Below are 24,696 nucleotides of genomic sequence, written 5' to 3'. Positions count from 1 at the left end.
GCATCGCCAATACGAAGACGCCAGGATGTAGATGCCCGGTTTCAAAAATGGAACACTATGGATCTCAATGCGTTGATCGATTTCGCGCTGGTCGCAGCCAACCAGGGCCTGGGAAAGGCCAGCCGTGCCAGTGGCAGATCCAAGGCGACCTTGTCGCGCCGCATCGCCGAGCTGGAGGAGCAGCTGGGCGTGCGGCTGGTCGAGCGCAGCGCACGTGGCCTCAGGCTCACCGAGGCCGGGCAGCTGCTGATGGACCGCACCGAAGTGCCGTTGAGCGAGGTGGCCGAGGCCATGGCAGCCGCACGCGAAGGGCTCTCGACCCCGCGCGGACGCTTGCGGGTGGCATCGCCGGTGCTGTTCTCGCAACTGGCGATGGGACGCATTGGCGCGGAGTTCTGTGCGGCCTATCCGGAGATCACGCTCGAGGTGGTGGCAGAGGACCGCACGGTCGATCTGGTGGAGGAGCAGTTCGATGTGGCCATCCGGATCAATCCGAGCCCGGACAGCAGCCTGGTCGGGCGCTGCTTCGCCAGGGATCGGCTGGTGGTCGTGGCCGCACCCGGGATCGCCATGCCCACCGGCGGCGCAGTCACGCCGGTTCCCGCCGTGGTGATGTCCAGCTTCCAGCCGACCACATGGACGCTCGATGACGGGCATTTGGTCCTGGAACCCGTGCCAAGGCTGCGGTTTTCCTCGTTCCTGATGGTCCGCGACGCAGCGATGGCCGGCGGCGGCGTGGCGCTCATTCCACAATCGATCGCATGGAACCAGCTCGCGCGTGGCGAACTGCTGCAATGGGGCACCATCGCCGGCGTGGAGCCGGCGCTGTGGGTGTTGCACACGTCCAGGCGCCTGGCTGCCCCGAAGGTGCGGGCCTTCGTGGAGTTCATGTGCGACAGGTATCCGGATGCGGCGCTTGTATTGAAGGGGTAGGGCGCTGGACCTCGCTTGCGTTGGCCAGGCGCTCGCCCGGCCCTCACACGCGCAGCAGCCGCCTTGCCAGGCTACGGCCGGGCGCTGTGCCTGCCTGGTCGGCATTGCTGCCCAGGATGGGGCGACGCAGATGGGGCGGCGGCAGGCAGATCAGCACGCACGGCGTTTTCGCCAGTGCGGACTGCAGCGAGGAGCGCCAGACGCCGCGGCGGACGACGGCGTCGTGTTCGACCACCAGCACATCGGCGCAGGCGCGTTTGAGCAGGCCGGCGATCTCGCGCCGCGGGTTGCCGACGGCCACGTGGATGCGCACGCGCAGGTCCTCGTCGGGCACTTGCTGGACCAGGTCGCCGAGCCAGCTGGCGGCCGCGTCCTCGCCCAATGGCTTGTCGTGGAACAGGCTGTCCACCAGCAGGCCTTCGCTGATCTCCGGCACCACGTGCAGCAGGTGCAGGTCGGCGCCGCGGCGGCGTGCCAGGGCGGCGGCATCGCGCAGCGATTCCAGGCTGGTTTCGCGGCCGGTGATCCAGCAGGCCACATGGCCGCCGACCGCCCCGTCGCGCGGGATCGCATCGGCATACGGCAGGGTCAACATGGGCGTGGCCACGCGCTGCAGCACGCGCGCGCGCAGCGAGACGTGCAGCGGGCGCGGCAGGCCGGTGCGTTCGGACGGCGGCATGATCAGCAGCGCGTCCTCGCGGCTGCGGCAAAACGAGACGATGCCGGCGGCGGCAGGGCCACCGGCGAGTGCGCGTTCGCAGCCCGGGTAGTTGGAGGCCTCGGCAAAGAAGGAATCCAGCGACTGCTGGGCTTGTGCGCGCTTGCCCTTGGCGTGCACGTGCAGGATGGTCAGGCGCGCGCGCAGGCGGTCCACCAGTTGCGCCACGGTCGGGATGGCGGCATGGCAGGTCTCGGAAAAATTGGTGGCGAAGATCAGCTGGGTGGGGGTGGTCTGCATGGCGGGCTCCGTGGTCAGTAGATGAAACCGTCGATGGCGCGCACCTCGCGCAGTGGCACGCGCTGGCCCAGCATCTCGCGCAGGGTCAGTTCGATGCCGCGCGACAGCGCGGTCATCGGGGTGTCGTGCACGGTGTTCTCGAACGGGTCTTCGATGGCGCTGCTGGCGCTGTCGATGGCGATCAGGGTGAAGCTGATCAGCACCGAGGCGATCGGCATGGCCAGGCCCATGCCGGCGATCAGGCCCAGCGGCACCAGCCAGCAATACATGTTCACCAGCGTGCGCGGCAGCGAGGAGAACTGCCGTGGCAGCGGGGTGTTCTTGATGCGTTCGCAGGCGCCCTGGATATTGGCCAGCGTGGTGAGGTTGGCGTCCAGCGACGACCAGCGCAGGCTGTCGAGCATGCCCCAGTCGCGCGCCTGCTGCAGTTGCTGGCCCAGCCGCAGGGTCAGCGCGTTGGGGATGTTGGCGTAGCCGCGCAGCTCATCGGCGCGTGCCTGGCCGAGCAGCCCGGCCAGCTCGGGAAACGGATTCTGTCGGCGCAAGTGGCAGCGCAGGGCGTGCACGAAGGCGACCTGGTGCACCACGATGTCGTCGCGCAGCGTGGCCTGGCGCGGGTCGGCAGCATCCACGTCCAGCGCGGTCAGGGCCTGGCGTGCGATGGCGCGCGAGGTGTTCACCAGCGTGCCCCAGAGCTGGCGCGCTTCCCACCAGCGGCCATAGGCCGCATTGGCGCGGAACGCCAGGAAGATGGTGAGCGCCGAGCCAAGCTGGGCCAGCGGCAGGGCTTCGATCGACAGCCACTGCCAGCCGAAGAAGGTGTAGAGCACGGCCACCGCGCAGTCGAACGCCAGCAATACCAGCAGGCGCTTGTAGGTCTTGGGCCAGATGCGTCGCAACGGAAACGTATCGCGGGTGATCATGGGAAGGGCAACATGGACGTGGGGTAGGGCCATTACACCCAGCCTCCACGGTCGTGTCTGCCATCCTTGCGCCAGCGTTGGACAGTGCACGCACCGTCCGAACGATGCGGACGGACTATCTTTCGATAGGGTGAAATCCGCAGGCCTGGCCACGATGCTGTGGCATCAACCACAGCGAGAGAGGAGCGGCATTGCAGCGCAGGTGCATGGGGTGGCAATGGACAGGCTGAGACTGCCATTCAAGTGGCGCGGGCAGGTGGTCAAGCTCAATCGCGGCCCGACGCTGTGGGCGTCGCTGGCGATGCTGGCCTCGCTGGTGTGGGCGGAGTGGTACTCGCACCTGGGCGTATCGCTGGGGCTGCTCTACATCCTGCCGGTGGTACTGGCGGCCACGGTGCTGTCGCGGCGCGACATCGTCATCGCCGCGATTGCCTGTGCGGTGCTGCGCGGCCTGTTCGTGACCGACGAAACCCTGGTCGAACAGGCGCTGCGCTTTTTCATGGCGACGATCGCCTATGCCGGCTGCGGCCTGCTCGTGGCCGAAATCAGCCGCACCCGCCGGGTGATCCTGGCCCATTACGTGCAGCTGCGCGCCGAACAGCGGCTGCGCCGGCGGCTGGAGCGGCAATTGCGGCTGCTTGCCGAGAGCAGCCCGGCCGCCTTGCTGACGGTGGCCGGCGACGGCCGCATCGTGGCGGCCAACCGCGCCGCACACGAAATCCTGGACATGGCCGAGGAGGGGGGGCTGGAGGGCCGCGCGGTCCGCGAATTCCTGCCGCTGCTGGACGACGCCTTGAGCATGAGCGCCAACCTGGACGGCATGCGCACCTCGGCCAGCACCTGGGGCTGCCGTAGCGATGGCACCCGCTTCCCGGCCACCACCTGGTTCTCGGTCTACGAGGACAGTGAAGAGCGGCACCTGGCCGCGATCCTGGTCGACACCAGCGAGGAAGTGCGCGCGCGCGAATCGGCGCACTTCGACGATGTGCTCAAGAACAATCGCCTGCTGGCCGGCGCGGTGTCGCACGAGATCCGCAACCTGTGTTCGGCGGCGGGCGTGGTCACTTCCAACCTGGCGCGGCATCCGGCCATTGGCGCAGATCCGGACCTGGCCGCACTGCGCAGCCTGGTGGCGGCATTGATGGAACTGGCGTCCTTCAACCTGCGTCGGCAGATGCCCGACGAGGCGCACGAAACGCGGCTGCAGACGCTGTGCAGTGAACTGGACGTGATCATCCGCTCGGACTGGGAGGACGTCGACGGCCAGCTGGTGATCCAGATCCCGGCCGAGTTCCCGTCGGTGCATGGCGACCGCCATGCGCTGCTGCAGGTGCTGCTCAACCTGGCACGCAATTCGTTGCGCGCGGTGCAGGCGCTGCCCCCGCAACGCCGCCAGTTGATCGTCAGCGCACGCCTGGAACAGCAGCGTGCCGTGCTGAGCGTGCGCGACACCGGGCCGGGCATCGCCGAGCCGGGCCGCCTGTTCCAGCCGTTCCGCAGCGACAGCGACGGCTCCGGGCTTGGCCTGTACATCTCGCGTGCGCTGATGGCCAACCAGGGCGGCCTGCTGCGCCATGCGCCCGGCGGCGAAGGCGCCTGTTTCGAGCTGCATCTGCCGCTGGCGCATGCACCGTATGCGGAGGCGCTGGATGGATGAGGCGCGGCGCGAACCGGTGCGCCTCTACCTGCTGGACGACCACACGCTGTTCCGCGAGGGCCTGCTGCGCCTGCTCGGTGCCGACGCCCGCTTCGAGGTGGTGGGGCAGTCCGGCACCTTGGCGCAGGCCATCGTCCAGATCGCGTCGCTGACGCCGGACGTGGTCATCCTCGACTACGACATGGGCGAGTACAACGCGCTGGACTACATGCGGCGCCAGGCCGAGCAGGCGCGCCGCCCGGCCACGCTGGTCGTCACCGCCGGCCTGCCCGAGCGCGACGCACTGGCCTTGATCCGGCTCGGCGTGTCCGGCATCTGCCGCAAGGATGTCTCCACCGACGAACTGATCGACAGCATCCATGCGGTGGCGATGGGCCGGGTGCTGATCGACCAGCGCTACCTGCAGTCGCTGGTTGCCCAGGGCACCCAGGAAAGCCGGCCCAGCTTCACCGACCGTGAGCGCGAAGTGCTGCGTGGCTTGTTGCGTGGGCAGTCCAACAAGTTGATCGCACGCCAACTGGGCAGTTCGGAGAGCGCCATCAAGGCGACGTTCCAGCAGCTATTCAACAAGCTCGACGTGCGCTCGCGCAGCCAGTTGGTGATGGTGATCCTGCAGGATTATCGCGACCTGGTGTGAGGCGTCCTGTCGCTTTGAGCAATGCCGCGCGAACGATGCAGATGCAGATACAGACGCTTAGCGATTGAAGCCAATGCAGTTGCGGTGGCACGGGAACGTATTGGCCCGTGCAACAGGGCAGCAGATGTGACGCAGGGCTACCACCCGGCAAGCACGCCAACCAGGATGCGACGGGTGGTGTTGACCGCCAGCCGCAGGGCCTGGAACCATCACACCGTGTCGGACTCATCTGCACGAGGCGTGGACGAAGCGCCGGTCATCATGCGCGCCTGATGGATTGAGGTGTTACATGGCGAAGCCGACGCTGTTCTTCCTGCATGCCCTCGGGTCCAGCAGCAACGAGTGGTCTGGGGTCATCCAGCAACTGGATGCGCGTTTCGACTGTGTGGCAATGGATATTCCCGGTTTCGGGGACGCGCCGCCGCTACCGCATCTCGACACCGCCGCACTGGTTGCCTGGTTCGTCGACGAGGTGATTCGGCGGCAACCGACGTGCTGGCTCGCGATCGGACACAGCATGGGCGGAAAGATCGCCAGCCTGGCAGCAGCGCAGGCACGCGAGGGCGTGGCCGGGCTTGCCGGCCTGGCCGGCGTGATCCTGGTCGCCGCATCGCCGCCGGCGCCCGAGCCGATGGACGAAGCGCGGCGACGCACGATGCTGGCCTGGTTCGAGAAGGGCCATCCCACGCGGCAGGAAGCGGAGCAGTTCATCGACGACAACTGTGCGGCGACGTTGCCAGCGCCGGTCAGGACTGCCGCTGTCGACGATGTGCTGCGAACCAACGCCAACGCGTGGATCGCCTGGCTCGCACATGCCAGTCGTGAGGATTGCAGCGCACAGGCCGGCTGCATGCATGTGCCGGCGTTGATCATCGCCGGCAGTGACGACGGCGACCTCGGCGAAGCGGCGCAAACAGCATTGAACGCGCCGCACTATCACGATGCGCGCATCGCCGTGGTGGCCGATGCCGCGCACCTGATCCCGTACGAACAACCGCAAAATCTCGCGCAGCTGATCGCAGCGCACGCGGATCGCTGCGTGGGCATGCACATGCCCGAGGACTTCATCACGCTGCTCAACGCGGACAGGGTCTCCCCACGCATGCGCAAGCTGCTGCTTAGTCGTCACGCGGGCCCGCCCGCCAGTGCGCAGGGCGTGCTGAGCCAGCATCAGCTGAAGCTCCTCGGCGAAGTGGTCGCGCGTGTCCTGGATGGGGCCGGCGATGCGCGCGCGATTGCTCGGCGCATCGATGTCCAGCTTGCCGAAGGCGCCGGCGATGGTTGGCGCCATGCGGCGTTGCCACCGGACCGGCTTGCGGTGCCGCTGGGGCTTGACGCGCTCGACGCGCTGAGCAATGGCTTCGCTGGATTGCCTGCCGAGACCCAGGACCGTTGGCTGCGCGCGGTATCGCTCGCGACGGCCGGTGATCCCTCGGCACACGGGCTGGATGCAGCGCAGCTGGCGCACTGGTTCGAGGACATCCGCGCCGAAACCGCGCGGACCTGGGTCAGCCTTCCCGCCACGATGGCGGCAATGGGATACGACGGCTTCGCAGTTGGCGGCGCTGGTATCGACAGCCCGGGCTATCAGCAGACCGCAGCCGACCGGCAGGAAGCCTGGCAGCTTCCTGCCAAGGGTCTTCGATGAGTCCCGACGCTTCGGTCGATGCGGTGGTGGTGGGGAGCGGGGCAGGGGGCGGCCCATTGGCTGCACGGCTCGCGCAGCGAGGTCTTTCAGTGGTGGTGCTGGAGGCGGGTGCGGCCTTCAGCCCTGCGTCCCATCTGCCCGATGAGCTGACGACCGGCATCTACTGGATGGAAGAGCGCCTGAGCGGTGGGCAGACGCCCACCGCATTCGGCGCCAACAATTCCGGGTCGGGCCTGGGCGGTTCGACCCTGCATTGGGGCGCCTTCTGCCCGCGTCCGGACAAGCGCGACCTGAGCCTGGCAACGCAGACCGGGCAGCGCGGCATGGACTGGCCAATCGCGCATGAAGAGCTGCTCTCCTATATCCGCCGCGTCGAGGAGTTCATCGGCGTGTCCGGGCCGGCGCACTATCCCTGGGATACGGAGCGCAGCTACGCGTATCCGCCGGCGCAGCGCAATGCGTCGGCCGGCGCGATGGAACGCGGCTGCCGCACACTGGGCATCACCGCTACCGATGCGCCTGCCGCATTGGTGACCAGGGCGCACGAGCAGCCGCACCACGGCAGGCGCGCGGCCTGCAACAACTGCGGCGCATGCCATCAGGGTTGCAGCAACGGCGCCAAGGTGAGTGTCGATACCACCTGGCTTCCACTGGCGCGCGCGCACGGCGCGCAATTGCGACCCGATTGCCGGGTCATTGATATCGAGCGCGACGCCCGTGGCATGGTCAGCGCGGTGGTCTACCAACAGGACGGGCGCGAACTGCGCCAGCGGTGCGCGAGCCTGTTCCTGTGCGCAGGCGGCGTGGAGACACCGCGCCTGCTGCTCAACCTGGGCCTAGCCAACTCCAGCGGCCAGGTGGGGCGCAATTTCATGGCGCATGTGGCCACCCAGGTGTGGGGGGAGTTCGATGCCGACATGCGCATGAACCGTGGCTACCCCTCGTCGCTTATCACCGAGGACATGCTGCGCCCGGCCAATGCCGATTTCATCGGCGGCTATCTGGTGCAGAGCCTGGGCGTGCAGCCGATCACCCTGGCCAACACGCTGGCGCGTGGCGCGGGCCTGTGGGGGAGGGAACTCGTATCGACCATGACACGCTACAACCGCCTGGCCGGCATCGGCATCAATGGCGAATGCCTGCCGCAGGACGGCAACCGGCTGAGCCTGTCCGACGAGCGCGATGCCTTCGGCCAACGCAAGGCGCGTATCGACTTCAGCTACGGACCCAACGAACGCGCGATCGATGCCCACGCGCGCGCATCGCTGCACGCAATCTGGGAGGCGGCAGGTGCGCAACGCATCTTCGCCGCCGCCCGCTCCGCACACACGTTGGGCACCTGCCGCATGGGTACCGATCCGGAGCAGGCCGTGGTGGACCCGGACGGCCGCGCATTCGATATCGCCAACCTCTACATCTGCGACAACTCGATTTTTCCAAGTGCACTGGCAGCCAATCCCGCGCTGACGCAGATGGCACTTGGCCTGCGCACGGCGGAGCGCTTTCTCGCCCGCTAGTGGCGCGCCTACCACCACCTCTTTCTACCACCAGGAGTTCAGCATGGATCTCGGAATCAACAATCGGATCGCCCTCATCAGTGGCGGCGACTCGGGAATGGGCAAGGAGACTGCGCGGCAGCTACTCGAAGCCGGCGTGCGCGTGGCGATCACCGATCTTCCGGACGGTACGCTCGACCAGGCAGTGGCCGAGCTGTCGGGCCTGGGGCAGATCATCGCCATCGAGGGCGATGTCACGCGCGAGCAGGACGTCACCGCCATCTGGACACAGGTGCGCGAACAACTGGGCGACCCCGACATCTATATCAACGCAGCAGGCGTGACCGGCGCAACCGGCGATTTCCTGGAGGTCAGCGATGCGGGCTGGCTCGAAACGCTGGACATCAACCTGATGGGCGCGGTGCGCATGTGTCGCCAGGCCATTCCCGCGATGCGCCGCAAGCAATGGGGCCGGATCGTGCTGTTCGCATCGGAAGACGCCGTGCAGCCCTACGTGGACGAACTGGCCTATTGCGCATCGAAGGCAGGCATCCTTAGCCTGGCCAAGGGCCTGTCCAAGGCCTATGGCCCGGACAACGTGCTGGTCAATACGGTGTCGCCCGCATTCATCGCCACCCCGATGACCGACAAGATGATGCAAAAGCGCGCCAGCGAAAACGGAACCACGTTCGAGCAGGCGATCGAATCGTTCCTGGACGAAGAGCGTCCCGGCATGGTGCTGAAGCGACGCGGCCGCGCGGAGGAAGTGGCCTCGGCCGTTGCCTTCCTGTGCTCCGAGCGCGCCAGCTTCATCAACGGCGCCGGGATCAGGGTGGATTCGGGGTCGGTCTTCACCATCGCGGGTTGAGCGATTGCTGGCTGCGTTGATGCAGACATCATCAACGCACCAGCGGAAGCGCCTGCTTGATCGCAGATCGCATTCTGCGATCAAATAAATTGAGGCATGTCTTTAGTGCATCGAGTAACGCGTAAGCGTGTGAGGCTTTGCCCAAATGCATGTTCGAATTTTCAGTTTGGCGTCAATCGCATATCCGGACTTCAAGATTTGCGCGGATGCAGGGGGTAGTGCAGTTAGCGCGACATGATTAAAGAGCGTTGTGGGCGGTAAGGGAGGCCGCTTTTCGCCGAGGACAGGCGTGACGCACACGGCGTTGATATCTTGCCATGGCAATATGAATTCAATAACTAACAATTTCGTGAGCTAGGCTATTATCGTAGCCTTCAGGTTCAACGAACTTTGTGGTCTGAATCTAGCGACGTCGCGGGTGGGAGGCAGTCCGAACAAACGCGCATATTCGCGGCTGAACTGGGATGCACTCTCGTAACCCACTTCAAATGCGATGGAGGCAGCGTCGCGAGGTGCGAACAGCAGCAGCCATCGCGCGCGCAGGAGGCGCAACCGCTTCTGATACTGGATAGGGGTCATCGCCGTCACTGCCCGGAAATGGCGATAGAACGCCGCGACGCTCATGTCAGCCATCGCCGCCAGGGTCTCGACGCGGAGAGGCTCGGCGAAGTTTCCGCGGATCCAATGAATCACGCGCCGGATCTGGGTCAGGTGGCCATCGGAGCGAGCGATTTCACGTAGCAGTCCTCCCATAGACCCCTGCAGCACCCGGAACAGGATCTCCTGCTCGATCAGGGGTGCCAGCATCTCGATCTCGCCAGGCTTGTCGATCAGTCGCATCATGCGTAGCCATGCGTCGATCAACTCAGACGGTGCTTGTGTGGCAGAAAAGCGCTGCCCCGCTGGCTGTCCAGCGGGCCATTTAGTGCCAGCCAGGACGTTGGCAATTAGGCTGGAGTCGAGTGTCAGGCTGGTGGCCAAGTAAGGCTGGCCGGCATCACCCGGCCGTATCTCCCCGGTTGCGGGTACGTCTACCGGCACGATGAAATAGGTCGCTGTGGCGTACTCAAGGATCTGCTCACCCACCGACAGAGTCTTGGAGCCCTGAAGCACTAGGTGCAGCATTGGTTGATAGACCTGACTGGAGCAGGCCTCGGCCTGCACCATCGAGACGCGTGGAATGCCCGTGTCGGTCCATTTGTCACCCGCACGCATGACGATGGCGCGCAGTTCCTGCATCTGATTGTTCATGTCCCCGATCATGGACCCAGCAACCAAGTAAAAACAGCTGATTGGAAAGATTGGGCAAGGATCGGAGGAGAAGGGGCACGTGTTGGGCCGTCCTTTGGCTCAATACTGACGTTCCAGCAAACAGCACACGGGACAGGGATTCAAGCCCTGGCACCATGCGCTGACTGGGTCACCTTCCATAATGCAGAGCAAATAACACATGAAACTCAACGGAAAAATTGCCGTGGTCACTGGTGCATCCAAAGGCATCGGTGCGGGTATCGCAAAGGGCCTGGCTGCTGCCGGCGCAAGTGTTGTTGTCAACTATGCTTCCAGCAAGGCGGACGCTGACGCGGTGGTTGCGCAGATCCTTGCTCACGGCGGAACGGCACTGGCCGTCCAGGCCGACATGAGCAAATCGGCGGATGTAGCGCGGCTGTTCGATACGGTGCGGCAGGAATTCGGCGGTCTGGACATCCTGGTCAACAATGCCGGCGTTGCTGTCTTCGAGATGATCGAAGATCTGACCGAAGCTGCGTTCCACAAGCAGTTCGACCTCAATGTGCTGGGCTACCTTCTGGCGGTGCGCGAAGCCACCAAGCTGTTCAAGGAGAAGGGCAGCATCATCAACATCAGTTCGATCCTGAGCACCGATCCGTACCTGGCATCGAGTGTATACGCGGCGACCAAGGGTGCGGTCGACACCTTAACGTTCGCCCTGGCCCGCGAGCTGGGCGGCCGTGGCATCCGCGTCAATTCCATACTGCCAGGCCACACCAACACACCGGGGACGAACGGCAACTTCGCCGGCGACTTCGGCGCGAAGCTGATCGCAGGCACGCCGCTTGGCCGTTTTGGCGAGCCGGAAGACATTGCGCCACTGGCAGTCTTTCTAGCGTCGGATGATTCGCAGTGGGTCACCGGCGAATCCATCAGGGCTGCCGGCGGTGTACGCGGCGTGGGCTACTGAGTCCATTGGGACTGCACCAAGAGGCCGATGGCACGAAGATCCACCCGTGTTTCGACCTGGGCGCCAAAGTGATGGTGCAGAGCAGGCAGAGTTCGCCGCAGTCCGGCCAGGGCTTGTGCCAAGCTCAAGGCGCAATTCTCAGTGCGCGGCTTTCCCTCGCCAGCTGGCGACCATCCGCGCCGCATCCTGGGAAGGGGGCAACCCAAACGCACGGGCGTACTCCCGGGTGAACTGCGTTGGGCTTTCATATCCCACTTCCAGCGCCGCCGTTGTAACGCTCTTTCCCTGCGTTGCCAGAATCTGGCGCGCCTGCAGCAGGCGCAGCTGTTTCTGGTACTGAAGCGGGCTCAGCGCGGTGGCGGATTTGAAGTGGCGGTGGAAGCTGGATTCGCTCATCGCCACCTGTTCGGCCAGCGCGGCGATGCGCAACGGTTTGGAATAGTCGCGGCGGATGCGCTGGATCGCGCTGCTGATGCGCGCCAGAGCCGAATCCGGCGTGGCCAGCTGGCGCAACATGTAGCCCTGCGGCCCCTGAAGTACGCGGTACAGAATCTCGCGCTCGTAGGCGGGAGCCAGCGCAGGGATCTCGCTGGGGCGCTCCATCAGGCGCAGCATGCGCACCCAGGCGTCCATCAGTTCGGGAGTGACGGCGGCCACGTTGAAGGCCTCCGTCTGCGAGGAAGGTTCGCCACAGCCGATGGCGGGATCGGTGGTGTCGCACAGCAGCGCGGAGACGACGTTCGCGTCCAGCGTGAGGCTCACGGCGAGGTAAGGCTCGCCGGTGCTGGCCGGGTGCACGGCACCCACTGCGGGCAAGTCCACCGACATGATGAAGTAGGTCGCAGGATCGTAGTGGAGGGTCTTCCCGCCCACCGTCATCGATTTGCTGCCCTGCAGGATCAGGTTGATCATCGGCTCGTACACCGCAGCCAGGGCATGCTCGGGAATCTGCCCCTGCACCATGGCGACGCGCGGAATGCCGGTTTCCGTGCGGCGGTTTTCGGCATTTGCTGCAAGCCGGCGCAGTTCATCCAGTGCCTTGTCCATGGCTCATTCGACACCCGCTAGCTATGGCTGACAAGGCCGAAAGCAGGAATAGGCAGGAATCGGCGAGGATCCGGGCGGCGCTCCTGGGCAGGCGGCCCTAGCCTGTGCATCACCCCTTACGGCACAGGAGCACTTGCATGAAACACGTACTGATCACGGGTGGCAGCCGCGGCATTGGCGCCAGCGCCGCTCTGCACTGCGCGCAGCGCGGTATGGGCGTCATCCTCACCTACAACACCCAGCCGGAAGCGGCCCAGCGCGTAGCGGAGCGTATCCAGGCAGAAGGCACCGCCGCCGTGGCGCTGCAGCTGGATCTGAGCAACAGTGGCGCCTTCGCGGCGTTTGCCGCCCAAGTGGCGCAAGCGCTGCAGGCCACGTGGGGCGTGTCCACGCTCGACGGGCTGGTGAACAATGCCGGCTTCGGGCTGTTCAATCCGATCGAGACGGTCACCGAGGCGCAGTTCGACAGCCTGTTCAACGTGCACCTGAAAGGACCGTTCTTCCTGACCCAGGCGCTGCTGCCGCTGCTGGCCAACGGCGCGAGCATCGTCAACGTCACCAGCGCCACCACGCGCGTGGCAACGCCGGGCGTGGCACCGTATGCCGCCTTCAAGGGCGGGCTGGAAGTGCTCACGCGCTACATGGCCAAGGAGTTCGGCGAGCGCCGCATCCGGGTCAATGCGGTGGCACCCGGTGCGATCCGCACCGAACTGGGCGGCGGACTCAACGATGAATTCGAAGCCCTGCTGGCTTCGCAGACAGCATTGGGCCGGGTAGGCGAGCCGGACGACGTCGGCCGCGTCATTGCCGGGCTGCTCGGCGATGAGCAGACCTGGGTGAACGCGCAGACCATCGAAGTGGCCGGCGGCTACAACATCTGATTCGCAACGGAGCACGACATGCTCGACCACATCTTTCTCACCGTAACGGACACCACGCGCTCGATCGCGTTCTACACGGCTGCGCTGGTCCCATTGGGCATCGTCGACCGGCTCGACTACGACGGCAGGCAGGGGGCCTCCCGACCACCCGGACCTGAAAGGCTTCGGCGCGCAGGGGGCGTGTTCTATGAAAGCTGGCAGCACGGCCATGAATGACCCCGCCAGGCCGCACCCGCTGCAGGTGACCGTGGACGCCTTTATTCAAGCCGCCAACGACTTCGATATCGAAGCGGCGCTGGCGCTGTTCGCACCGTCGGCCGTGATTGACGACCCTTCCACCGGCCACACCTTCACCCATCACGCCGGCGTGCGCGACTATCTGGAGCGCTACTTCTTGGGCTATCGCACGGTGACCCGCTTGCTGTCGGTGGCAGACCTGGGCAAACGCCGCATATGCGCCCGCGTCGACTTCACTGGCGACTTCGGCCATGAGATCGGATTGCTGGACGTGGTGGCCGACGTCCGGGGCCGCATTTCCCGCATCGATGCCGAGCTCGAGTGAGCCGGCGAGGAACACGCAATGAAAAAGTTCATGATCTACGGTGCGCTCGGCTACACCGGGCGCATGGCCGCCGCACGCGCGAAGGAGACCGGGCTGGCCCTGGTAGTGGGCGGGCGCGATGGAACACCGCTGCAGACGCTGGCTGCGGCCCTGGGTGTGGAGTACCGCGTGTTCGCTCTGGATGCTGCGGCCGATGTGGAGCGCGCACTGCAAGACATCGCGGTCCTGCTGAACTGCGCAGGGCCGTTCGCACACACCGCACGCCCGCTGATGGAAGCGTGCCTACTGACAGGCACGCACTACCTCGATATTGCCGCCGAACTGGACAGCTACCAGCTGGCCGAACAGCGCGACCGGGAAGCCGTTGATGCCGGCGTGATGCTAATGCCGGGCAGCGGCGGCAGCGTGGCGATGCTGGGCAGCCTGGCCGCACGTGCCGTGGAGCGGGTCGCGGCCCCGGTTTCGCTCCGCATTGCCCTGCATGTCTCCGGTACGATGTCGCGCGGTTCGGCCATCAGTGCTAGCCAGTCCCTCACGGCGCAGTGCCTGAGGCGCAAGGGCGATGTGCTCATCGCACGCGATCCGGGCGAACTGCGCGACTTCGATTTCGGCAACGGCCTCGCCAGCTGCTTCCCCGTGATCCTGCCTGATCTGATCACCATCGCACGCCAGACCGGGATCGGTGACATCGACACCTACGTGCACGTTTCCGGTAGCGCATTCCCCGAAGGCGGCATCGACGCGTTGCCGGATGGACCCACCGCGCAGGAGCGTGCCGACAACCGCTACCAGGCGGCGGTGGAAGTGGCGTGCGCCGACTGCACCATCACCCGCGCCGTGCTGGATACCGTGAACGGCTACACCTTCACCTCGTTGGCCGCGGTCGAGGCCGCGCGCCGTGTGCTGTCAGGCGAAGCGCGTCCTGGATTCCAGACTCCTGTAGGCGTGTTCGGCCGCGGGTTTGCCGAGACCATCGCCGACACCTGCATCACCGCGCCGGCGTCAACCAGCGCCGCGGCCGATTAAGGAATCCACTCATGACGCCGCTTACTGGCAAGAAGATGGTGAGTACCTCGGCCGGAGAGCCTGAGTCGATAAGAATCTCGTCTAGCGGCAAGAACTCCGTGGCCACATAGCGATTCAAAGCATGTTCGAACAGCGCCAGCTTGCTGCCGTAGGCGGCATACAAGCTCGGCGGAACGATTCCCATCGCTTGAGTGAGCTCCGCCACGCCCACGGCATCGTAGCCCCGGACGTGGAAAAGCTCCTGTGCGATCTGCACCCAATGTTCGCGCTCGAACGCTGGCCTGCGCTGACGCGCTGTGGGTTTCGCTACTGCCTTGACTTGCTTGGACATTTCACTTTGTTCCTGACGCGTCGGGCCGATCGGCTAACGGTCGCCATATAGCAACGAAGGGCAGGGGATTTGGGAGGTTTATCGGGGCTAGGGCAGGGTCGTTTCCAGCCAGAGAAAGCCGGCCTCCACCTGCGGATCAAGCCGAAGAAGCGGCTTGTGCGGGAGAGGCCCGAGCCACTCTCGGTGCCAGAGACGATCAACCAGGTCTGGTCGATGGACTTCATGCACGACCAACTCAGCGACGGCCGCAGCTTCCGGCTGTTCAACGAGCTAGACGACTTCAACCGCCAGGGGCTGGGGATCGAGGTCAACCTGTCGCTGTCCTCGGCACGCGTGGTCCGTTCACTCGAGCAGATCATCGAGTGGCGTGGCAAGCCGGGCGCCATTCGCTGCGATAACGGCCCCGAATACATCAGCGGTGCGCTGCTGAACTGGGCGCAGCGGCAAGGCATCCGGATCGAGCACATACAGCCTGGCAAGCCACAGCAGAATGCCTACATCAAACGCTACAACCGCACTGTCCGATACGCCTGGCTGGCACGCACCCTGTTCGACAGCATCGAACAGGTGCAGAACAAAGCCACGCGCTGGCTATGGTCCTACAACCACGAGCGCCCAACATGGCGCTTGTAGGCGTCTGCGCGCGGCTTCCCAGACAAGGATGAATACGCTACTCATGCCGACCCAAGGAAGGGCCCAAGGTGAGAGGGCGTGGCGCGGTACTCGTTTGCCGATGATTGCGTGGCCCGGTGGTGCGTTGCGCGTGACGCGGGAGGGGAGATCGGGGGTTAGCCCTAATCCACGCGCTGCTTTGCCGGCTCATACGGATTGAAATCAATCATTGCTAGTGTTCCCTCTGCGATAGAGGACTCCAGATGCAATCGCCAACCGAAGCGCTCGCATATACGCCGTGTTAGGAATAGCCCTAGACCAGAACCGCCGCCTTGTTTGACGGAATATCTCAAGGACGCGGTGTAGTGTTCGGCCGCCTTGGCGGTGTCGAAGCCTTCGCCCGAATCTCGGATGTAGAGCCTGTCCTTGACCAAGGAGACGCGAATTTCGCCAACATACGTGTGATCGGCCGCATTACGAAGTAGGTTGCCAACTGCAATGCGCACCATCGATTCAGGTGCACGTAACGTCAACGGCTCCAGGTCATTGACTCGGTATTCAACGGGCTTTGCAGAAACCAGGTAGAGATGGTCATGCACCAAATCAGGAAGTAATCCATGCAGGACCGTGATTTCCTCACGCTCCGCTGGTGTAGGTTCGCGTGACAGATACAGCAGCGCTTCCATGATCTGCCTTAGATTGGCTACTGCTTCGTCGATTCGATTGAGCGGACGCTGCGAACGCTCGGGCAACTGCTGCTTGTGCAACACATCGGCGGCGCCTGAAATGACCGCCAGCGGTGTACGGAATTCATGGCTGGCCTGATCTAGCAGGCTGCGTTCGCGCTCGATGGCGCGCTCCACCCGCTCCAGATGCGCATTGGTCTCGCGCGCGATCGTATTGAGCTCGCTCTTGCGGTAATCGGTGGGCAGGCGTTGTGCAGGTTGTAGCGGATCGAGCCGCCGCATGCGCCCGGCAAGATCCTTGACGGGCCGGGTAAGACTGAGGAATAGCCACCAGATCACCAGGCCGACCATCGCCAGATTCAACAGCATAAACAGCACGCTCAGTTGAACGCTCTGGTTCTGCTTGTCTTCGAGCTCGGTCATGTCGATGCTCATGACCAAGCGACCTTGCGGCAACTCGGTGATCAATGCCGAGTAGCTGCGGTCCTGCCGTGGAGTGTCATGCTTATTGGCGAAAGGCCCCCAGTGCGGGGTGAGGATGGCGATGAACTTGCCCAGCGATGATGCATCCCTGCGTGTCTCCAGTTCGCCCTCCTTGTAATAGCCCGGTGCCAGCTTAGTGAAGAAGGCGGGCATATCCGGCGGCGGCGGCGCGTGCTGGGAGAGCAGCCAGCCCTTCACTGGCCCTCCTCTGGGAAGTGCTCCCTGCAATTCGGCAGCCGGCAGGCGCGCGACACTCTGGGTGCTGGAGGTGAGCAGTTGCCGCCAGATCGGGTCTTCGATCAGCTCCTGACTCAAGAATCCCTGCACTGACAGACCCAACGCCAGCATCGCGGCGGATACGAGCAAGCTGCAACTGATCAGCCACTGCAGACTTCCCAGGCGCCCGCCAAATCTCATTCTGCTGCTCCGCCCAGGCGATAGCCGGCACCGGTGACGGTATGCAGCAGCTTGCTCTCGCCATCCTGATCCAGCGCTCGCCGTAATACATGCATGTGCGAGCGCAGTAGATCGCCTTCCGGCAATGCGTCGCCCCAGATCAGGCTCTCCAGACGATCGCGTCGCACAACGCGCGGCGATTCACGCATCAGCAACTCCAGCACGTTGCGCAATGTGCCGGAAAGCACCACGCTGCGGTCGCCACGCACCACCTGCTGACTGTCCAGATCGTATTTCAGATCGCCCACCTGCAGCATGTTGCCCGCCGCTGCACTTGCCCTGGCGCGACCGACCATCACGCGCAAGCGGATCTCCAGCTCCGGTAGTGCGACTGGTTTGACCAGATAATCGTCAGCGCCGTTTTCGAACCCGAGCAGCTTGCCTTCCAGCTGGTCCTTGGCAGTGAGCATGATGATAGGCGTGCGGCAGCCATGGTCTTCGCGCAATTTCCGCAACACGCTCATGCCATCCATTCTGGGTAGCATCCAATCCAGAACAATGGCGTCGTAGCGATTGTTGATCGCCAGATTCAAACCTGAGTTGCCGTCAGGTGCGGCGTCAGGCTTGTGCCCACAAGCCTCTAGATAATCGAAGATGTTTGCTGCCAATGGGCGGTTGTCTTCGATGATGAGAACTTGCAGAACCTGGGCACCTTGGATTGAGCTAGAAGTCATCGTATCCGGACTTTTTAGAGGTGGAAGTATCATACGCAGCATCGTGTCCATGGCGTCCACCATGTCTCGCAATAGCCTGCAAACCGAAGACAATAGGGCAGGGGATCGATCAGACATGTAGGAGCCATCGCCCTGCCTGGATCATGCCGGCCAGTGCTCCCAGGGCAGAACAGATCAAGATCGTATTGATAGCCCATTTGATGGCGTTGTAGGTGGCACGATGACGCGCTCGCAGCTGTCTTCCATGTGCCGTCAGCGGGCTGATCCAGGTAAACAACGTGCTCGCCGGGCCGCGCTTGTCACGTGTGTCGTTAGGCGTCATCGCAGACCGTGCAAGCTGCGAGTAAAACAGGTTGAACAATCGTCCCGGCCAGGTCATTGGCCTTGCGACGTCACACATCAGGATCAAGCGTGGCGCGTCAGTGTCGTTGCGGACGAAATGCAGATAGGTTTCGTCGAAGATGAAAGCCTCGCCATCACGCCAGGAACGCGTCTGGCCATCCACGTCGATAAAACATTGCGCGGCATTTGGTGTAGACAGGCCCAGGTGGTAACGCAACGAGCAGGCCAATGGGTCGGCATGTGGTGTGAGCACCGAGTGCGGCGGCAGGATCGCAAACATCGCCGCCTTGACCTGCGGATACTGCGCCAGAATCTGCAGTGTCTTCGGGCAGCTGGCACGGGCAGAGGCATGTGTGTAGCCATACCAATGCAGGTAATAGCGGCTCCAGCCATATTTGTAGAACGTGCGAAATCCCACATCGAACGACGCGACCGATCCTTCCCGGCGCGCCTCGTCGAAACTGCCACCTGCCTGGATGTTCAATGCCTCATCGCGTATGACCTCCCAATGCTGCGCAAGCGATGCCAGCATTGGATTCGACTCCAACGCGACAAAAGGGCCGCGTGCTGTGCGTTTGGTAAACGTATAGATAATCACGTTAGGCAAGGCGAACACCGGCCAGCTCTTGCGCAGATATTGCCTCAAGCTGGTATAACGTGCTTTGCCGCGATAGCGGTACACGTAGGTCATCGCTGCGATCCAGCTTGCCACCAGGCATAGCAAGGTCCAGGTGATCATGCTGCGCTCGCCCGTACGCATCGCCTACATTGCCGCTGCAGGGCGGCGCCACGGCCCGGTTGCATCAAAATCCCCGAGAGAAACCGATCAACACAGTGCCAACACCGTTGGTGTCCGGTTCGAGCAACGGGCTGTCGCTGAGCTCGCTGGGTAACACGCTGTACTGTAGGCGAGTCATGAATTGCCAGCGCTTGCCGATCGGTCGCACATAAGTAATACCCACGGTCGGCACGGTAGCCGAACCTGGCTTGTAATCCACCACCCCGCGCGCGACTTCTTCGTCCAGCGTGCCGTAGTAGTAATTGGCCATGTCCTTGGAGAGATGGCTCACGCTGACGCTGGGCGTCAATTGGCCGCGTCCCACCCGGATCGGATAGCCGTAGCGCGCAATCAATTCGTAGCCTTCGCTAGCACCGGTGACGTCGGCCTTGGCGGTGAATTCGAACTCGCCTGCAGCGCCTTGCCAGGTGCCGACCATGCCCAGATCGAGACTGTCGTCGCGATCTTCCAGCAGCGAGCGATCGATGCCGTTGCGCGCCAGTTCTTCGATGCCAAGGTCTTCTGCTGCTACACCATCCATGCGCAGCGCTGCAATCGCATCCAGGCTGAAGGTCTCGCCTTTGATGATGTGGTAACCGCCGGTGATACCGCGCAGGAACACCCGCTCGCCTTCGAACAGGATCAGCGGCACCGGATTGGTGCGCGTGCCTTCACCGGCAAACGGGCTGTCCGACGCTACCACGCCCAGACCCAGGCCCCAGCGGTAGGGCGATTGTTCGGCCAGCGAGGGGTCTGCTTCCGGCGTGGTCTGCGCTGCGGCGAGGGACGGGAGTACCAACAGGGTGGCGAGGACAAAACGGGAACAAGTCATTGGCATTGCCTTGAGTAGAGGGGGGGCGGACTACCAGCCGAGGTGAAGGCGATCGGCGGAGCGGTGGCGCGGCGGCAGCGTGCGCCACGCATGTCGGCCAAATGTCGGCGTTGCATTTGCATGCCGCCCTCGCCAGTCGCACGAACCGTGTCGCGACGTTCTGCCGACATCGGCGTGGCACGGTTCGGCGCTGTCGCCCTTGCCTACGCCAGCCTCCGCGTCGCGATTGCCTTGTTCACGGACACATTTATGACCACCTGCCGCTCCATCTCGCCGCTGTCGTTCCTGCTCGTGTCACTTGTCAGCCTTGCCGGCTGTACGCGTGCTTCTGATGCCGCCAGTACGCCGCCAGCAAGCCTCGGCGCGCACCCGGGTTCCGCCGTACCAGCAGAGTCGGAGACGCCCATCAATGTGCGCGTTGCATTGCCCACGCCACTACCGGCCATGCAAGGTAAGTCACTGATTGGCAGGGTCGAAGCCGGCGAAGAACTGCCGCTTGCCTTCCTCGCAGCCGGGGTGGTGGATACCGTGCAGGTGGACATCGGTGACCGCGTTCGTAAAGGGCAGCTGCTGGCGTCGCTACAAGCCATCGACTTGGATGCGGCCGCAGTGTCGGCGCGCACGCAGTCCACGTTGGCCGGGCAGCAACTGGCACGTTTCCAGCAGCTCTACCAGCAGCGCTACGTGTCCTTGCACGACCTGGACACCGCGCGCAGCAATGCAGCGGTAGCCGAGCAGGAACTGCGCCGGGCCAGTCACTTGCAGCGTTACGCCCGCATCGTGGCACCTGTCGATGGCATCGTTCTGGCCCGTCAGGTACGCCCGGGCGAGATCGTCAGCCAGGGACAGTCGGTGCTGACCGTCGGTGGTCTTGGCAAGGGCTGGCTGGTACGCACCGAAGTGCCTGACCGTGCGGCCCCAGAGATGGATATCGACGACCCGGTACGCATCCTGCTGGATGGCCTGCCTGGGACCGCGCTTGCAGGGCGCGTCGTGCGCATTGCCGGCGCAGCAACGGCCAGCAGTGGCAATGTTGTCCTGGAGGTCCGCGTCCTTGAACCAGTCGCACCGCTGCGCAGCGGCATGATCGCGCGCATCCTGCTGCCGACCAGGTCGCTAGCGACGTCGCAACTATCCGTGCCGATGAGTGCACTGGTCGATGTTGAAGGAAGCAACGCTACGCTGTTCATTGCGCGTGCCGGACGTGCGCAACGCACCTCGGTGGCACTGGGCGATTTTTCCGAAGGCAGGGTGGAAATTGTTTCCGGTTTGCACGCCGACGACCGTGTGGTGGTCGGTGGTGCCTCGTACGTCATCGATCAGGCTCGTTTGCGTGAGAACGTACTATGAGGCGTCCGTCCTGGGCGATCTGGTCGCTGGCCATCCATCGGCCGCAATTCATGCTGGTGCTGCTGGCTTTGGCATGCGCACTCGGTGCGTATGCGGTACTGATGATTCCGCGCCAGGAAGATCCCAGCTTTTACAACCCGTCGGTCGACATCACCGTGGTCTACCCGGGCGCTGACCCCGCCGACATCGAGCGCCTGGCCGTAGATCCGATCGAGGATGCGCTGGTCGAACTGGACAACGTCAAGGAGTTGCGCTCTACCAGCGAAAACGGTGTCGCCGAGCTGATGGTCGAATTCGCTTGGGGAGAAGATCCTCTAAGGCGGTATGACGAGGTTGTGCGTGAAGTCAATGCCTTGCGACCGCAGCTGCCCGCCGATATCACCGAGATCCGCTTCCGGCGTTTCAATCCGAATTTGGTCAACATCGCCCAATTTGCGATCACCGCGCCAGCGGCCACACCGCTTGAGCTGAAAAATCTGGCCGAGGATCTGGAAGAATTGATCGAAACCGTTCCGGGTATCCGGCGTGCCGACATCAGTGGCATTCCATTGCCGGAAGTAACCGTCACCCTGGATCTGGCGCGGCTCGCGGAACTGGGTCTGGCCCCGGCCGACCTGCTGGCAAAAATACGCAGCGATGGCGTCGCGGTGCCTGGCGGCGCGGTCGAATCGGGCGGGCGTCGCTTCAATTTGACCACCTCCGGTGATTTCGCCAGCCTGGACAGCATCGGCGCGACGGTATTGCGCGCCAGCAACGGCAACGTTCTGCGCTTGAGCGATGTGGCGATGATCACGTGGGGCACCGAGACGCCGTTGGTGCAGGCGCGCTACAACGGCGTGCGCGCCGCGTTCGTTTCGGCAAGCATGCAGGACGGGATGAACATCTTCGACGTGCAGGCGTCGATCGCTGCCAAGGTGGCCGATTTCAGTAAGCGCCTGCCATCTGGCGTGGCGGTGGTACAAGGCTTTGATCAGGCACGGAATGTCGATGAGCGTCTGACGCGATTGCTGCTGGACTTCGCCATCGCCCTTGGCTTGGTGTTGCTCACCTTGGCACCGCTGGGATTTCGCGCATCGTCGGTGGTGGTGGTAGCAATTCCGTTGTCGCTATCGCTGGGCGTGGCGGCAATGTGGATGCTTGGCCATTCCATCAACCAGATCTCGGTTGCTGGCTTCATCCTGTCGCTAGGATTGCTAGTGGATGACGCGATCGTGGTCATCGAGAACATCGCTCGCCATCTGCGCGGTGGCGCCAGTCGGACCGAGGCTGCAATCCGGGGTACTGGCGAGATCGCTTTGGCAGTACTCGGTTGCACGTTTGCGCTGCTATTTGCGTTCCTACCGCTGCTCAATCTTCCCGAGGCCGCGGGTGAGTTTCTCCGCGGCCTGCCGCTGGCCGTGGTACTCACCATCGTTGCTTCACTGCTGGTCGCGTTGACCGTGGTGCCATTCCTGGCCAGTCGTGTCTTGTCGCGTAATGAGCCGGAACATGGTAACCGCCTATTACAGTGGCTCAGGCGCGCAATTCACCGTCTCTATCGACCGTTGATGCGAGGTGCGCTGCTTGCACCCAAACGCACTCTGGTAATCGCCGGTGTGCTCGTCATTGCGAGCCTGACATTGTTGCCGGCGTTGGGGTTTACGCTGTTTCCAATCGCCGACAAACCACAGTTCACCGTATCGATCCGGGCGCCTGAAGATGCTTCGTTGGCCAGCACTGATCGGGCACTTCGTTTCGTGGAGCACACGCTAAAGGAGATGCCTCAGATGACCCAGCGCATGAGCACGCTGGGCGCAGGCAATCCGTGGATTTACTACAACATGGATCCGCTGCCGGACAATCCTAGCGTAGCCGAGGTCTTCGTCAGCATGGATGCCTGGCGCGGCCAGACCAGCCAGGTACTGCTGGATTCCCTGCAGAAGCGCCTGGCCACCTACACCGATGCGCATATCCAGGTGAAGCAATTCAAGAACGGGCCGCCAGTTGAAGCGCCGATCGAGGTGCGCATTCTTGGCCCCGAGCTGAGCACGCTAAAGGCTTTGTCGGCCGAGGTGTCGCGGCGTATCGCAACGGTGAAGGGCACGCACGATGTGATCAACCCGCTGCGTGTGCCACGGCTGGATCTGGCACTGAACTACGACGTTGCCAAGGCGGGTCTGGTCGGTGTCGGGCCGAACCAATTTGATGCCACCGTGCGGATGGCCCTTGCCGGCGTGCAGGCTGCCACGTATCGCGACGGGCGTGGAGATCCATATCCGGTGGTCCTGCGCATGCCGAGTGCCGAGCTACCGCAGCTGCACGACCTTGAGCGCATCTGGTTCCAAAACGAGCGCGATGGCAGCAAGGTGCCGTTCGCGCAGATTGCCTCTCCACAATTAGAGGCCGGACCGACCCGTATTGAGCGTTACATGCGCGAACGCATGGTCATCGTGACTGCTCAGATCGATTCGGGCCTCCCGATGGATGGTGTCTCCAACGCGGTCTACGCAGAGCTCGCGAAGATGCCTTTACCAGCAGGCTACCGGCTATATGCCGGGGGGGAGGCTGAAGTAACCGAGTCCAGCATTGGTGGGCTTGGCACAGCCTCGCTAATCGCGCTATTCGGTATCGTCGCCATCCTGGTGTTGGAGTTCGGTAATTTCCGCTCCACGCTGATTGTGCTCGGTGTGATCCCGTTCGGTATCGGCGGGGCCATCGTCGCGCTCTGGATTGCCGGCTATCCGCTCTCCTACACAGCAATTCTTGGCTTCGTCGCGCTGGTCGGTGTCGAGATCAAGAACTCCATCCTGCTCGTGGACTTCACCAATGCGGCACGTCGAACTGGTATGCCGCTGCTGCAGGCGATCGAGCATGCTGGCGAAGAGCGCTTCCTGCCCGTGTTGCTGACATCGATCACCGCAATCGGCGGCCTGCTGCCGTTGGCGACTTCTGGATCTGGACTGTATGCGCCGATGGCGATCGTGATGATCGGTGGGCTGCTGGCATCCACCCTGCTCGCACGTATCGTGACCCCGGTGATGTATTTGTTGCTGCCACCGACGGTGGACATGCGATGAATCGTCCGCGCGTGTTCCCAAACCTGCCTGCAAGCGCGGCAGTCGATGAGCATCTGCAGGCATCAGGCGAGGCAACGATTTTGCAACTGGCGCTGATGGTCGTGCCAGCTGCCGAGGCGTTGGCGTGGCTTCGCGAGGACCCGATTCGCGAGTTGGGGGAGCGCACGGCAGCCCAGCTCAACGCGCTCGGGCAGCAGGAACAGGTCATTGCATTCTTGCAATCGATTCTGCTCGGACAGCGCGACTGAAGCAGCGCACAG

Annotated in this window: 23 protein-coding genes and 1 pseudogene; 15 read left to right on the top strand and 9 right to left on the bottom strand. The window is 63.7% G+C overall.

The features are described from left to right. The first annotated feature begins 57 nt into the window (after nucleotides 1-57). Nucleotides 58-933: a LysR family transcriptional regulator gene (locus tag EO174_RS16155; protein ID WP_126945880.1), complete on the top strand. Its 876-nt coding sequence runs from the start codon at nucleotides 58-60 to the stop codon at nucleotides 931-933. Nucleotides 934-976: 43 nt separating this feature from the next. Here the strand turns inward: EO174_RS16155 and EO174_RS16150 are convergent, their stop codons facing one another. Both EO174_RS16150 and EO174_RS16145 read right to left on the bottom strand, forming a co-directional pair. Beyond that, entirely contained in the window at nucleotides 977-1,891 is a 915-nt protein-coding gene (locus EO174_RS16150; protein ID WP_126945877.1) for a universal stress protein, read from the bottom strand. Nucleotides 1,892-1,905: 14 nt separating this feature from the next. Continuing rightward, nucleotides 1,906-2,814 (bottom strand): bestrophin family ion channel, encoded by a 909-nt coding sequence (locus EO174_RS16145; RefSeq protein WP_104582611.1) that lies wholly within the window; start codon nucleotides 2,812-2,814, stop codon nucleotides 1,906-1,908. Nucleotides 2,815-3,031: 217 nt separating this feature from the next. On the opposite strand from EO174_RS16145, the gene EO174_RS16140 reads away from it, so the two are divergent. From EO174_RS16140 to EO174_RS16120, 5 genes are all read left to right on the top strand, one after another. Then, nucleotides 3,032-4,471 (top strand): PAS domain-containing sensor histidine kinase, encoded by a 1,440-nt coding sequence (locus EO174_RS16140; protein ID WP_126945874.1) that lies wholly within the window; start codon nucleotides 3,032-3,034, stop codon nucleotides 4,469-4,471. Continuing rightward, nucleotides 4,464-5,108 (top strand): response regulator transcription factor, encoded by a 645-nt coding sequence (locus EO174_RS16135; protein ID WP_126945871.1) that lies wholly within the window; start codon nucleotides 4,464-4,466, stop codon nucleotides 5,106-5,108. Before EO174_RS16140 ends, EO174_RS16135 begins: the two co-directional genes overlap by 8 nt. Nucleotides 5,109-5,397: 289 nt before the next feature. Further along, nucleotides 5,398-6,756, top strand: coding sequence for an alpha/beta fold hydrolase (locus tag EO174_RS16130; RefSeq protein WP_126945868.1), 1,359 nt, complete (start codon nucleotides 5,398-5,400; stop codon nucleotides 6,754-6,756). Beyond that, a complete protein-coding gene (locus EO174_RS16125; RefSeq protein ID WP_126945865.1) occupies nucleotides 6,753-8,273 on the top strand; it encodes a GMC family oxidoreductase in 1,521 nt (506 codons plus the stop codon). Before EO174_RS16130 ends, EO174_RS16125 begins: the two co-directional genes overlap by 4 nt. Before the next feature lie 43 nt (nucleotides 8,274-8,316). Next, entirely contained in the window at nucleotides 8,317-9,120 is an 804-nt protein-coding gene (locus EO174_RS16120) for an SDR family oxidoreductase (protein ID WP_119131954.1), read from the top strand. A 354-nt stretch (nucleotides 9,121-9,474) separates the two neighbouring features. Here EO174_RS16120 and EO174_RS16115 read toward each other — a convergent pair whose 3' ends face one another. Further along, entirely contained in the window at nucleotides 9,475-10,371 is an 897-nt protein-coding gene (locus EO174_RS16115; RefSeq protein WP_241240031.1) for an AraC family transcriptional regulator, read from the bottom strand. Between the two features lie 199 nt (nucleotides 10,372-10,570). On the opposite strand from EO174_RS16115, the gene EO174_RS16110 reads away from it, so the two are divergent. After that, nucleotides 10,571-11,320, top strand: a complete 750-nt coding sequence (locus tag EO174_RS16110; RefSeq protein ID WP_126945862.1) for a glucose 1-dehydrogenase — start codon at nucleotides 10,571-10,573, stop codon at nucleotides 11,318-11,320. Between the two features lie 138 nt (nucleotides 11,321-11,458). Here the strand turns inward: EO174_RS16110 and EO174_RS16105 are convergent, their stop codons facing one another. After that, nucleotides 11,459-12,367, bottom strand: a complete 909-nt coding sequence (locus EO174_RS16105; RefSeq protein WP_126945859.1) for an AraC family transcriptional regulator — start codon at nucleotides 12,365-12,367, stop codon at nucleotides 11,459-11,461. Nucleotides 12,368-12,504: 137 nt separating this feature from the next. Between EO174_RS16105 and EO174_RS16100 the strand changes: the two genes are divergently transcribed. Genes EO174_RS16100 through EO174_RS16085 form a run of 4 tightly spaced genes read left to right on the top strand, consistent with a single transcriptional unit; the run spans nucleotide 12,505 to nucleotide 14,836 of the window. After that, nucleotides 12,505-13,248 (top strand): SDR family oxidoreductase, encoded by a 744-nt coding sequence (locus EO174_RS16100; protein WP_104582603.1) that lies wholly within the window; start codon nucleotides 12,505-12,507, stop codon nucleotides 13,246-13,248. Nucleotides 13,249-13,266: 18 nt separating this feature from the next. Continuing rightward, on the top strand, nucleotides 13,267-13,464 hold the full coding sequence (locus tag EO174_RS16095; protein WP_206515080.1) for a hypothetical protein: 198 nt from the start codon (nucleotides 13,267-13,269) through the stop codon (nucleotides 13,462-13,464). Then, nucleotides 13,457-13,810: a nuclear transport factor 2 family protein gene (locus tag EO174_RS16090; protein WP_126946063.1), complete on the top strand. Its 354-nt coding sequence runs from the start codon at nucleotides 13,457-13,459 to the stop codon at nucleotides 13,808-13,810. Before EO174_RS16095 ends, EO174_RS16090 begins: the two co-directional genes overlap by 8 nt. 18 nt (nucleotides 13,811-13,828) lie before the next feature. Next, nucleotides 13,829-14,836 carry a saccharopine dehydrogenase NADP-binding domain-containing protein gene (locus EO174_RS16085; RefSeq protein ID WP_126945856.1) on the top strand — a complete coding sequence of 336 codons (1,008 nt, stop codon included), beginning with the start codon at nucleotides 13,829-13,831 and terminating at the stop codon, nucleotides 14,834-14,836. Here the strand turns inward: EO174_RS16085 and EO174_RS16080 are convergent. Beyond that, entirely contained in the window at nucleotides 14,799-15,167 is a 369-nt protein-coding gene (locus EO174_RS16080) for a TetR/AcrR family transcriptional regulator (protein ID WP_104582601.1), read from the bottom strand. The genes EO174_RS16085 and EO174_RS16080 overlap by 38 nt on opposite strands. A 123-nt stretch (nucleotides 15,168-15,290) precedes the next feature. Between EO174_RS16080 and EO174_RS16075 the strand changes: the two are divergent. Further along, nucleotides 15,291-15,800 (top strand): annotated as a pseudogene (locus EO174_RS16075) (DDE-type integrase/transposase/recombinase); the annotation flags it as partial. 161 nt (nucleotides 15,801-15,961) lie between these two features. Here the strand turns inward: EO174_RS16075 and EO174_RS16070 are convergent. From EO174_RS16070 to EO174_RS16055, 4 genes are all read right to left on the bottom strand, one after another. Further along, on the bottom strand, nucleotides 15,962-17,365 hold the full coding sequence (locus EO174_RS16070) for a HAMP domain-containing sensor histidine kinase (RefSeq protein WP_104582600.1): 1,404 nt from the start codon (nucleotides 17,363-17,365) through the stop codon (nucleotides 15,962-15,964). Then, nucleotides 17,362-18,045: a response regulator transcription factor gene (locus EO174_RS16065; protein ID WP_206515082.1), complete on the bottom strand. Its 684-nt coding sequence runs from the start codon at nucleotides 18,043-18,045 to the stop codon at nucleotides 17,362-17,364. Before EO174_RS16065 ends, EO174_RS16070 begins: the two co-directional genes overlap by 4 nt. Nucleotides 18,046-18,187: 142 nt before the next feature. Then, nucleotides 18,188-19,159, bottom strand: a complete 972-nt coding sequence (locus EO174_RS16060; RefSeq protein ID WP_126945853.1) for an aspartyl/asparaginyl beta-hydroxylase domain-containing protein — start codon at nucleotides 19,157-19,159, stop codon at nucleotides 18,188-18,190. Nucleotides 19,160-19,223: 64 nt separating this feature from the next. Beyond that, complete coding sequence (locus EO174_RS16055) at nucleotides 19,224-20,030, bottom strand: MipA/OmpV family protein (protein WP_104582598.1); 807 nt, start codon at nucleotides 20,028-20,030, stop codon at nucleotides 19,224-19,226. 147 nt (nucleotides 20,031-20,177) lie between these two features. Between EO174_RS16055 and EO174_RS16045 the strand changes: the two genes are divergently transcribed. The 3 genes from EO174_RS16045 to EO174_RS16035 are packed head-to-tail and all read left to right on the top strand — an operon-like array spanning nucleotide 20,178 to nucleotide 24,684. After that, entirely contained in the window at nucleotides 20,178-21,380 is a 1,203-nt protein-coding gene (locus EO174_RS16045; protein WP_164740236.1) for an efflux RND transporter periplasmic adaptor subunit, read from the top strand. Then, entirely contained in the window at nucleotides 21,377-24,436 is a 3,060-nt protein-coding gene (locus tag EO174_RS16040) for an efflux RND transporter permease subunit (protein ID WP_126945845.1), read from the top strand. Before EO174_RS16045 ends, EO174_RS16040 begins: the two co-directional genes overlap by 4 nt. Next, on the top strand, nucleotides 24,433-24,684 hold the full coding sequence (locus tag EO174_RS16035; protein WP_104582595.1) for a hypothetical protein: 252 nt from the start codon (nucleotides 24,433-24,435) through the stop codon (nucleotides 24,682-24,684). Before EO174_RS16040 ends, EO174_RS16035 begins: the two co-directional genes overlap by 4 nt. Nucleotides 24,685-24,696: the final 12 nt, after the last annotated feature.

Origin of the sequence: Xanthomonas sp. BRIP62418, assembly GCF_003993495.1 — a bacterium.
GTDB classification, from domain to species: domain Bacteria; phylum Pseudomonadota; class Gammaproteobacteria; order Xanthomonadales; family Xanthomonadaceae; genus Xanthomonas; species Xanthomonas euroxanthea.
Note: the sequence above shows the minus strand (reverse complement) of the source record. Positions and strands in the feature narration are given on the sequence as shown.

What these genes read in the sequence shown, in the direction of transcription:
- EO174_RS16035 (WP_104582595.1), top strand. Translation starts at nt 24,433, where the DNA reads ATGAATCGTCCGCGCGTGTTCCCAAACCTGCCTGCAAGCGCGGCAGTC.
- EO174_RS16155 (WP_126945880.1), top strand. Translation starts at nt 58, where the DNA reads ATGGATCTCAATGCGTTGATCGATTTCGCGCTGGTCGCAGCCAACCAG.
- EO174_RS16070 (WP_104582600.1), bottom strand. Translation starts at nt 17,365, where the DNA reads ATGAGATTTGGCGGGCGCCTGGGAAGTCTGCAGTGGCTGATCAGTTGC.
- EO174_RS16100 (WP_104582603.1), top strand. Translation starts at nt 12,505, where the DNA reads ATGAAACACGTACTGATCACGGGTGGCAGCCGCGGCATTGGCGCCAGC.
- EO174_RS16085 (WP_126945856.1), top strand. Translation starts at nt 13,829, where the DNA reads ATGAAAAAGTTCATGATCTACGGTGCGCTCGGCTACACCGGGCGCATG.
- EO174_RS16040 (WP_126945845.1), top strand. Translation starts at nt 21,377, where the DNA reads ATGAGGCGTCCGTCCTGGGCGATCTGGTCGCTGGCCATCCATCGGCCG.
- EO174_RS16090 (WP_126946063.1), top strand. Translation starts at nt 13,457, where the DNA reads ATGAATGACCCCGCCAGGCCGCACCCGCTGCAGGTGACCGTGGACGCC.
- EO174_RS16110 (WP_126945862.1), top strand. Translation starts at nt 10,571, where the DNA reads ATGAAACTCAACGGAAAAATTGCCGTGGTCACTGGTGCATCCAAAGGC.
- EO174_RS16055 (WP_104582598.1), bottom strand. Translation starts at nt 20,030, where the DNA reads ATGACTTGTTCCCGTTTTGTCCTCGCCACCCTGTTGGTACTCCCGTCC.
- EO174_RS16125 (WP_126945865.1), top strand. Translation starts at nt 6,753, where the DNA reads ATGAGTCCCGACGCTTCGGTCGATGCGGTGGTGGTGGGGAGCGGGGCA.
- EO174_RS16095 (WP_206515080.1), top strand. Translation starts at nt 13,267, where the DNA reads ATGCTCGACCACATCTTTCTCACCGTAACGGACACCACGCGCTCGATC.
- EO174_RS16115 (WP_241240031.1), bottom strand. Translation starts at nt 10,371, where the DNA reads ATGAACAATCAGATGCAGGAACTGCGCGCCATCGTCATGCGTGCGGGT.
- EO174_RS16080 (WP_104582601.1), bottom strand. Translation starts at nt 15,167, where the DNA reads ATGTCCAAGCAAGTCAAGGCAGTAGCGAAACCCACAGCGCGTCAGCGC.
- EO174_RS16140 (WP_126945874.1), top strand. Translation starts at nt 3,032, where the DNA reads ATGGACAGGCTGAGACTGCCATTCAAGTGGCGCGGGCAGGTGGTCAAG.
- EO174_RS16145 (WP_104582611.1), bottom strand. Translation starts at nt 2,814, where the DNA reads ATGATCACCCGCGATACGTTTCCGTTGCGACGCATCTGGCCCAAGACC.
- EO174_RS16120 (WP_119131954.1), top strand. Translation starts at nt 8,317, where the DNA reads ATGGATCTCGGAATCAACAATCGGATCGCCCTCATCAGTGGCGGCGAC.
- EO174_RS16150 (WP_126945877.1), bottom strand. Translation starts at nt 1,891, where the DNA reads ATGCAGACCACCCCCACCCAGCTGATCTTCGCCACCAATTTTTCCGAG.
- EO174_RS16130 (WP_126945868.1), top strand. Translation starts at nt 5,398, where the DNA reads ATGGCGAAGCCGACGCTGTTCTTCCTGCATGCCCTCGGGTCCAGCAGC.
- EO174_RS16135 (WP_126945871.1), top strand. Translation starts at nt 4,464, where the DNA reads ATGGATGAGGCGCGGCGCGAACCGGTGCGCCTCTACCTGCTGGACGAC.
- EO174_RS16060 (WP_126945853.1), bottom strand. Translation starts at nt 19,159, where the DNA reads ATGATCACCTGGACCTTGCTATGCCTGGTGGCAAGCTGGATCGCAGCG.
- EO174_RS16105 (WP_126945859.1), bottom strand. Translation starts at nt 12,367, where the DNA reads ATGGACAAGGCACTGGATGAACTGCGCCGGCTTGCAGCAAATGCCGAA.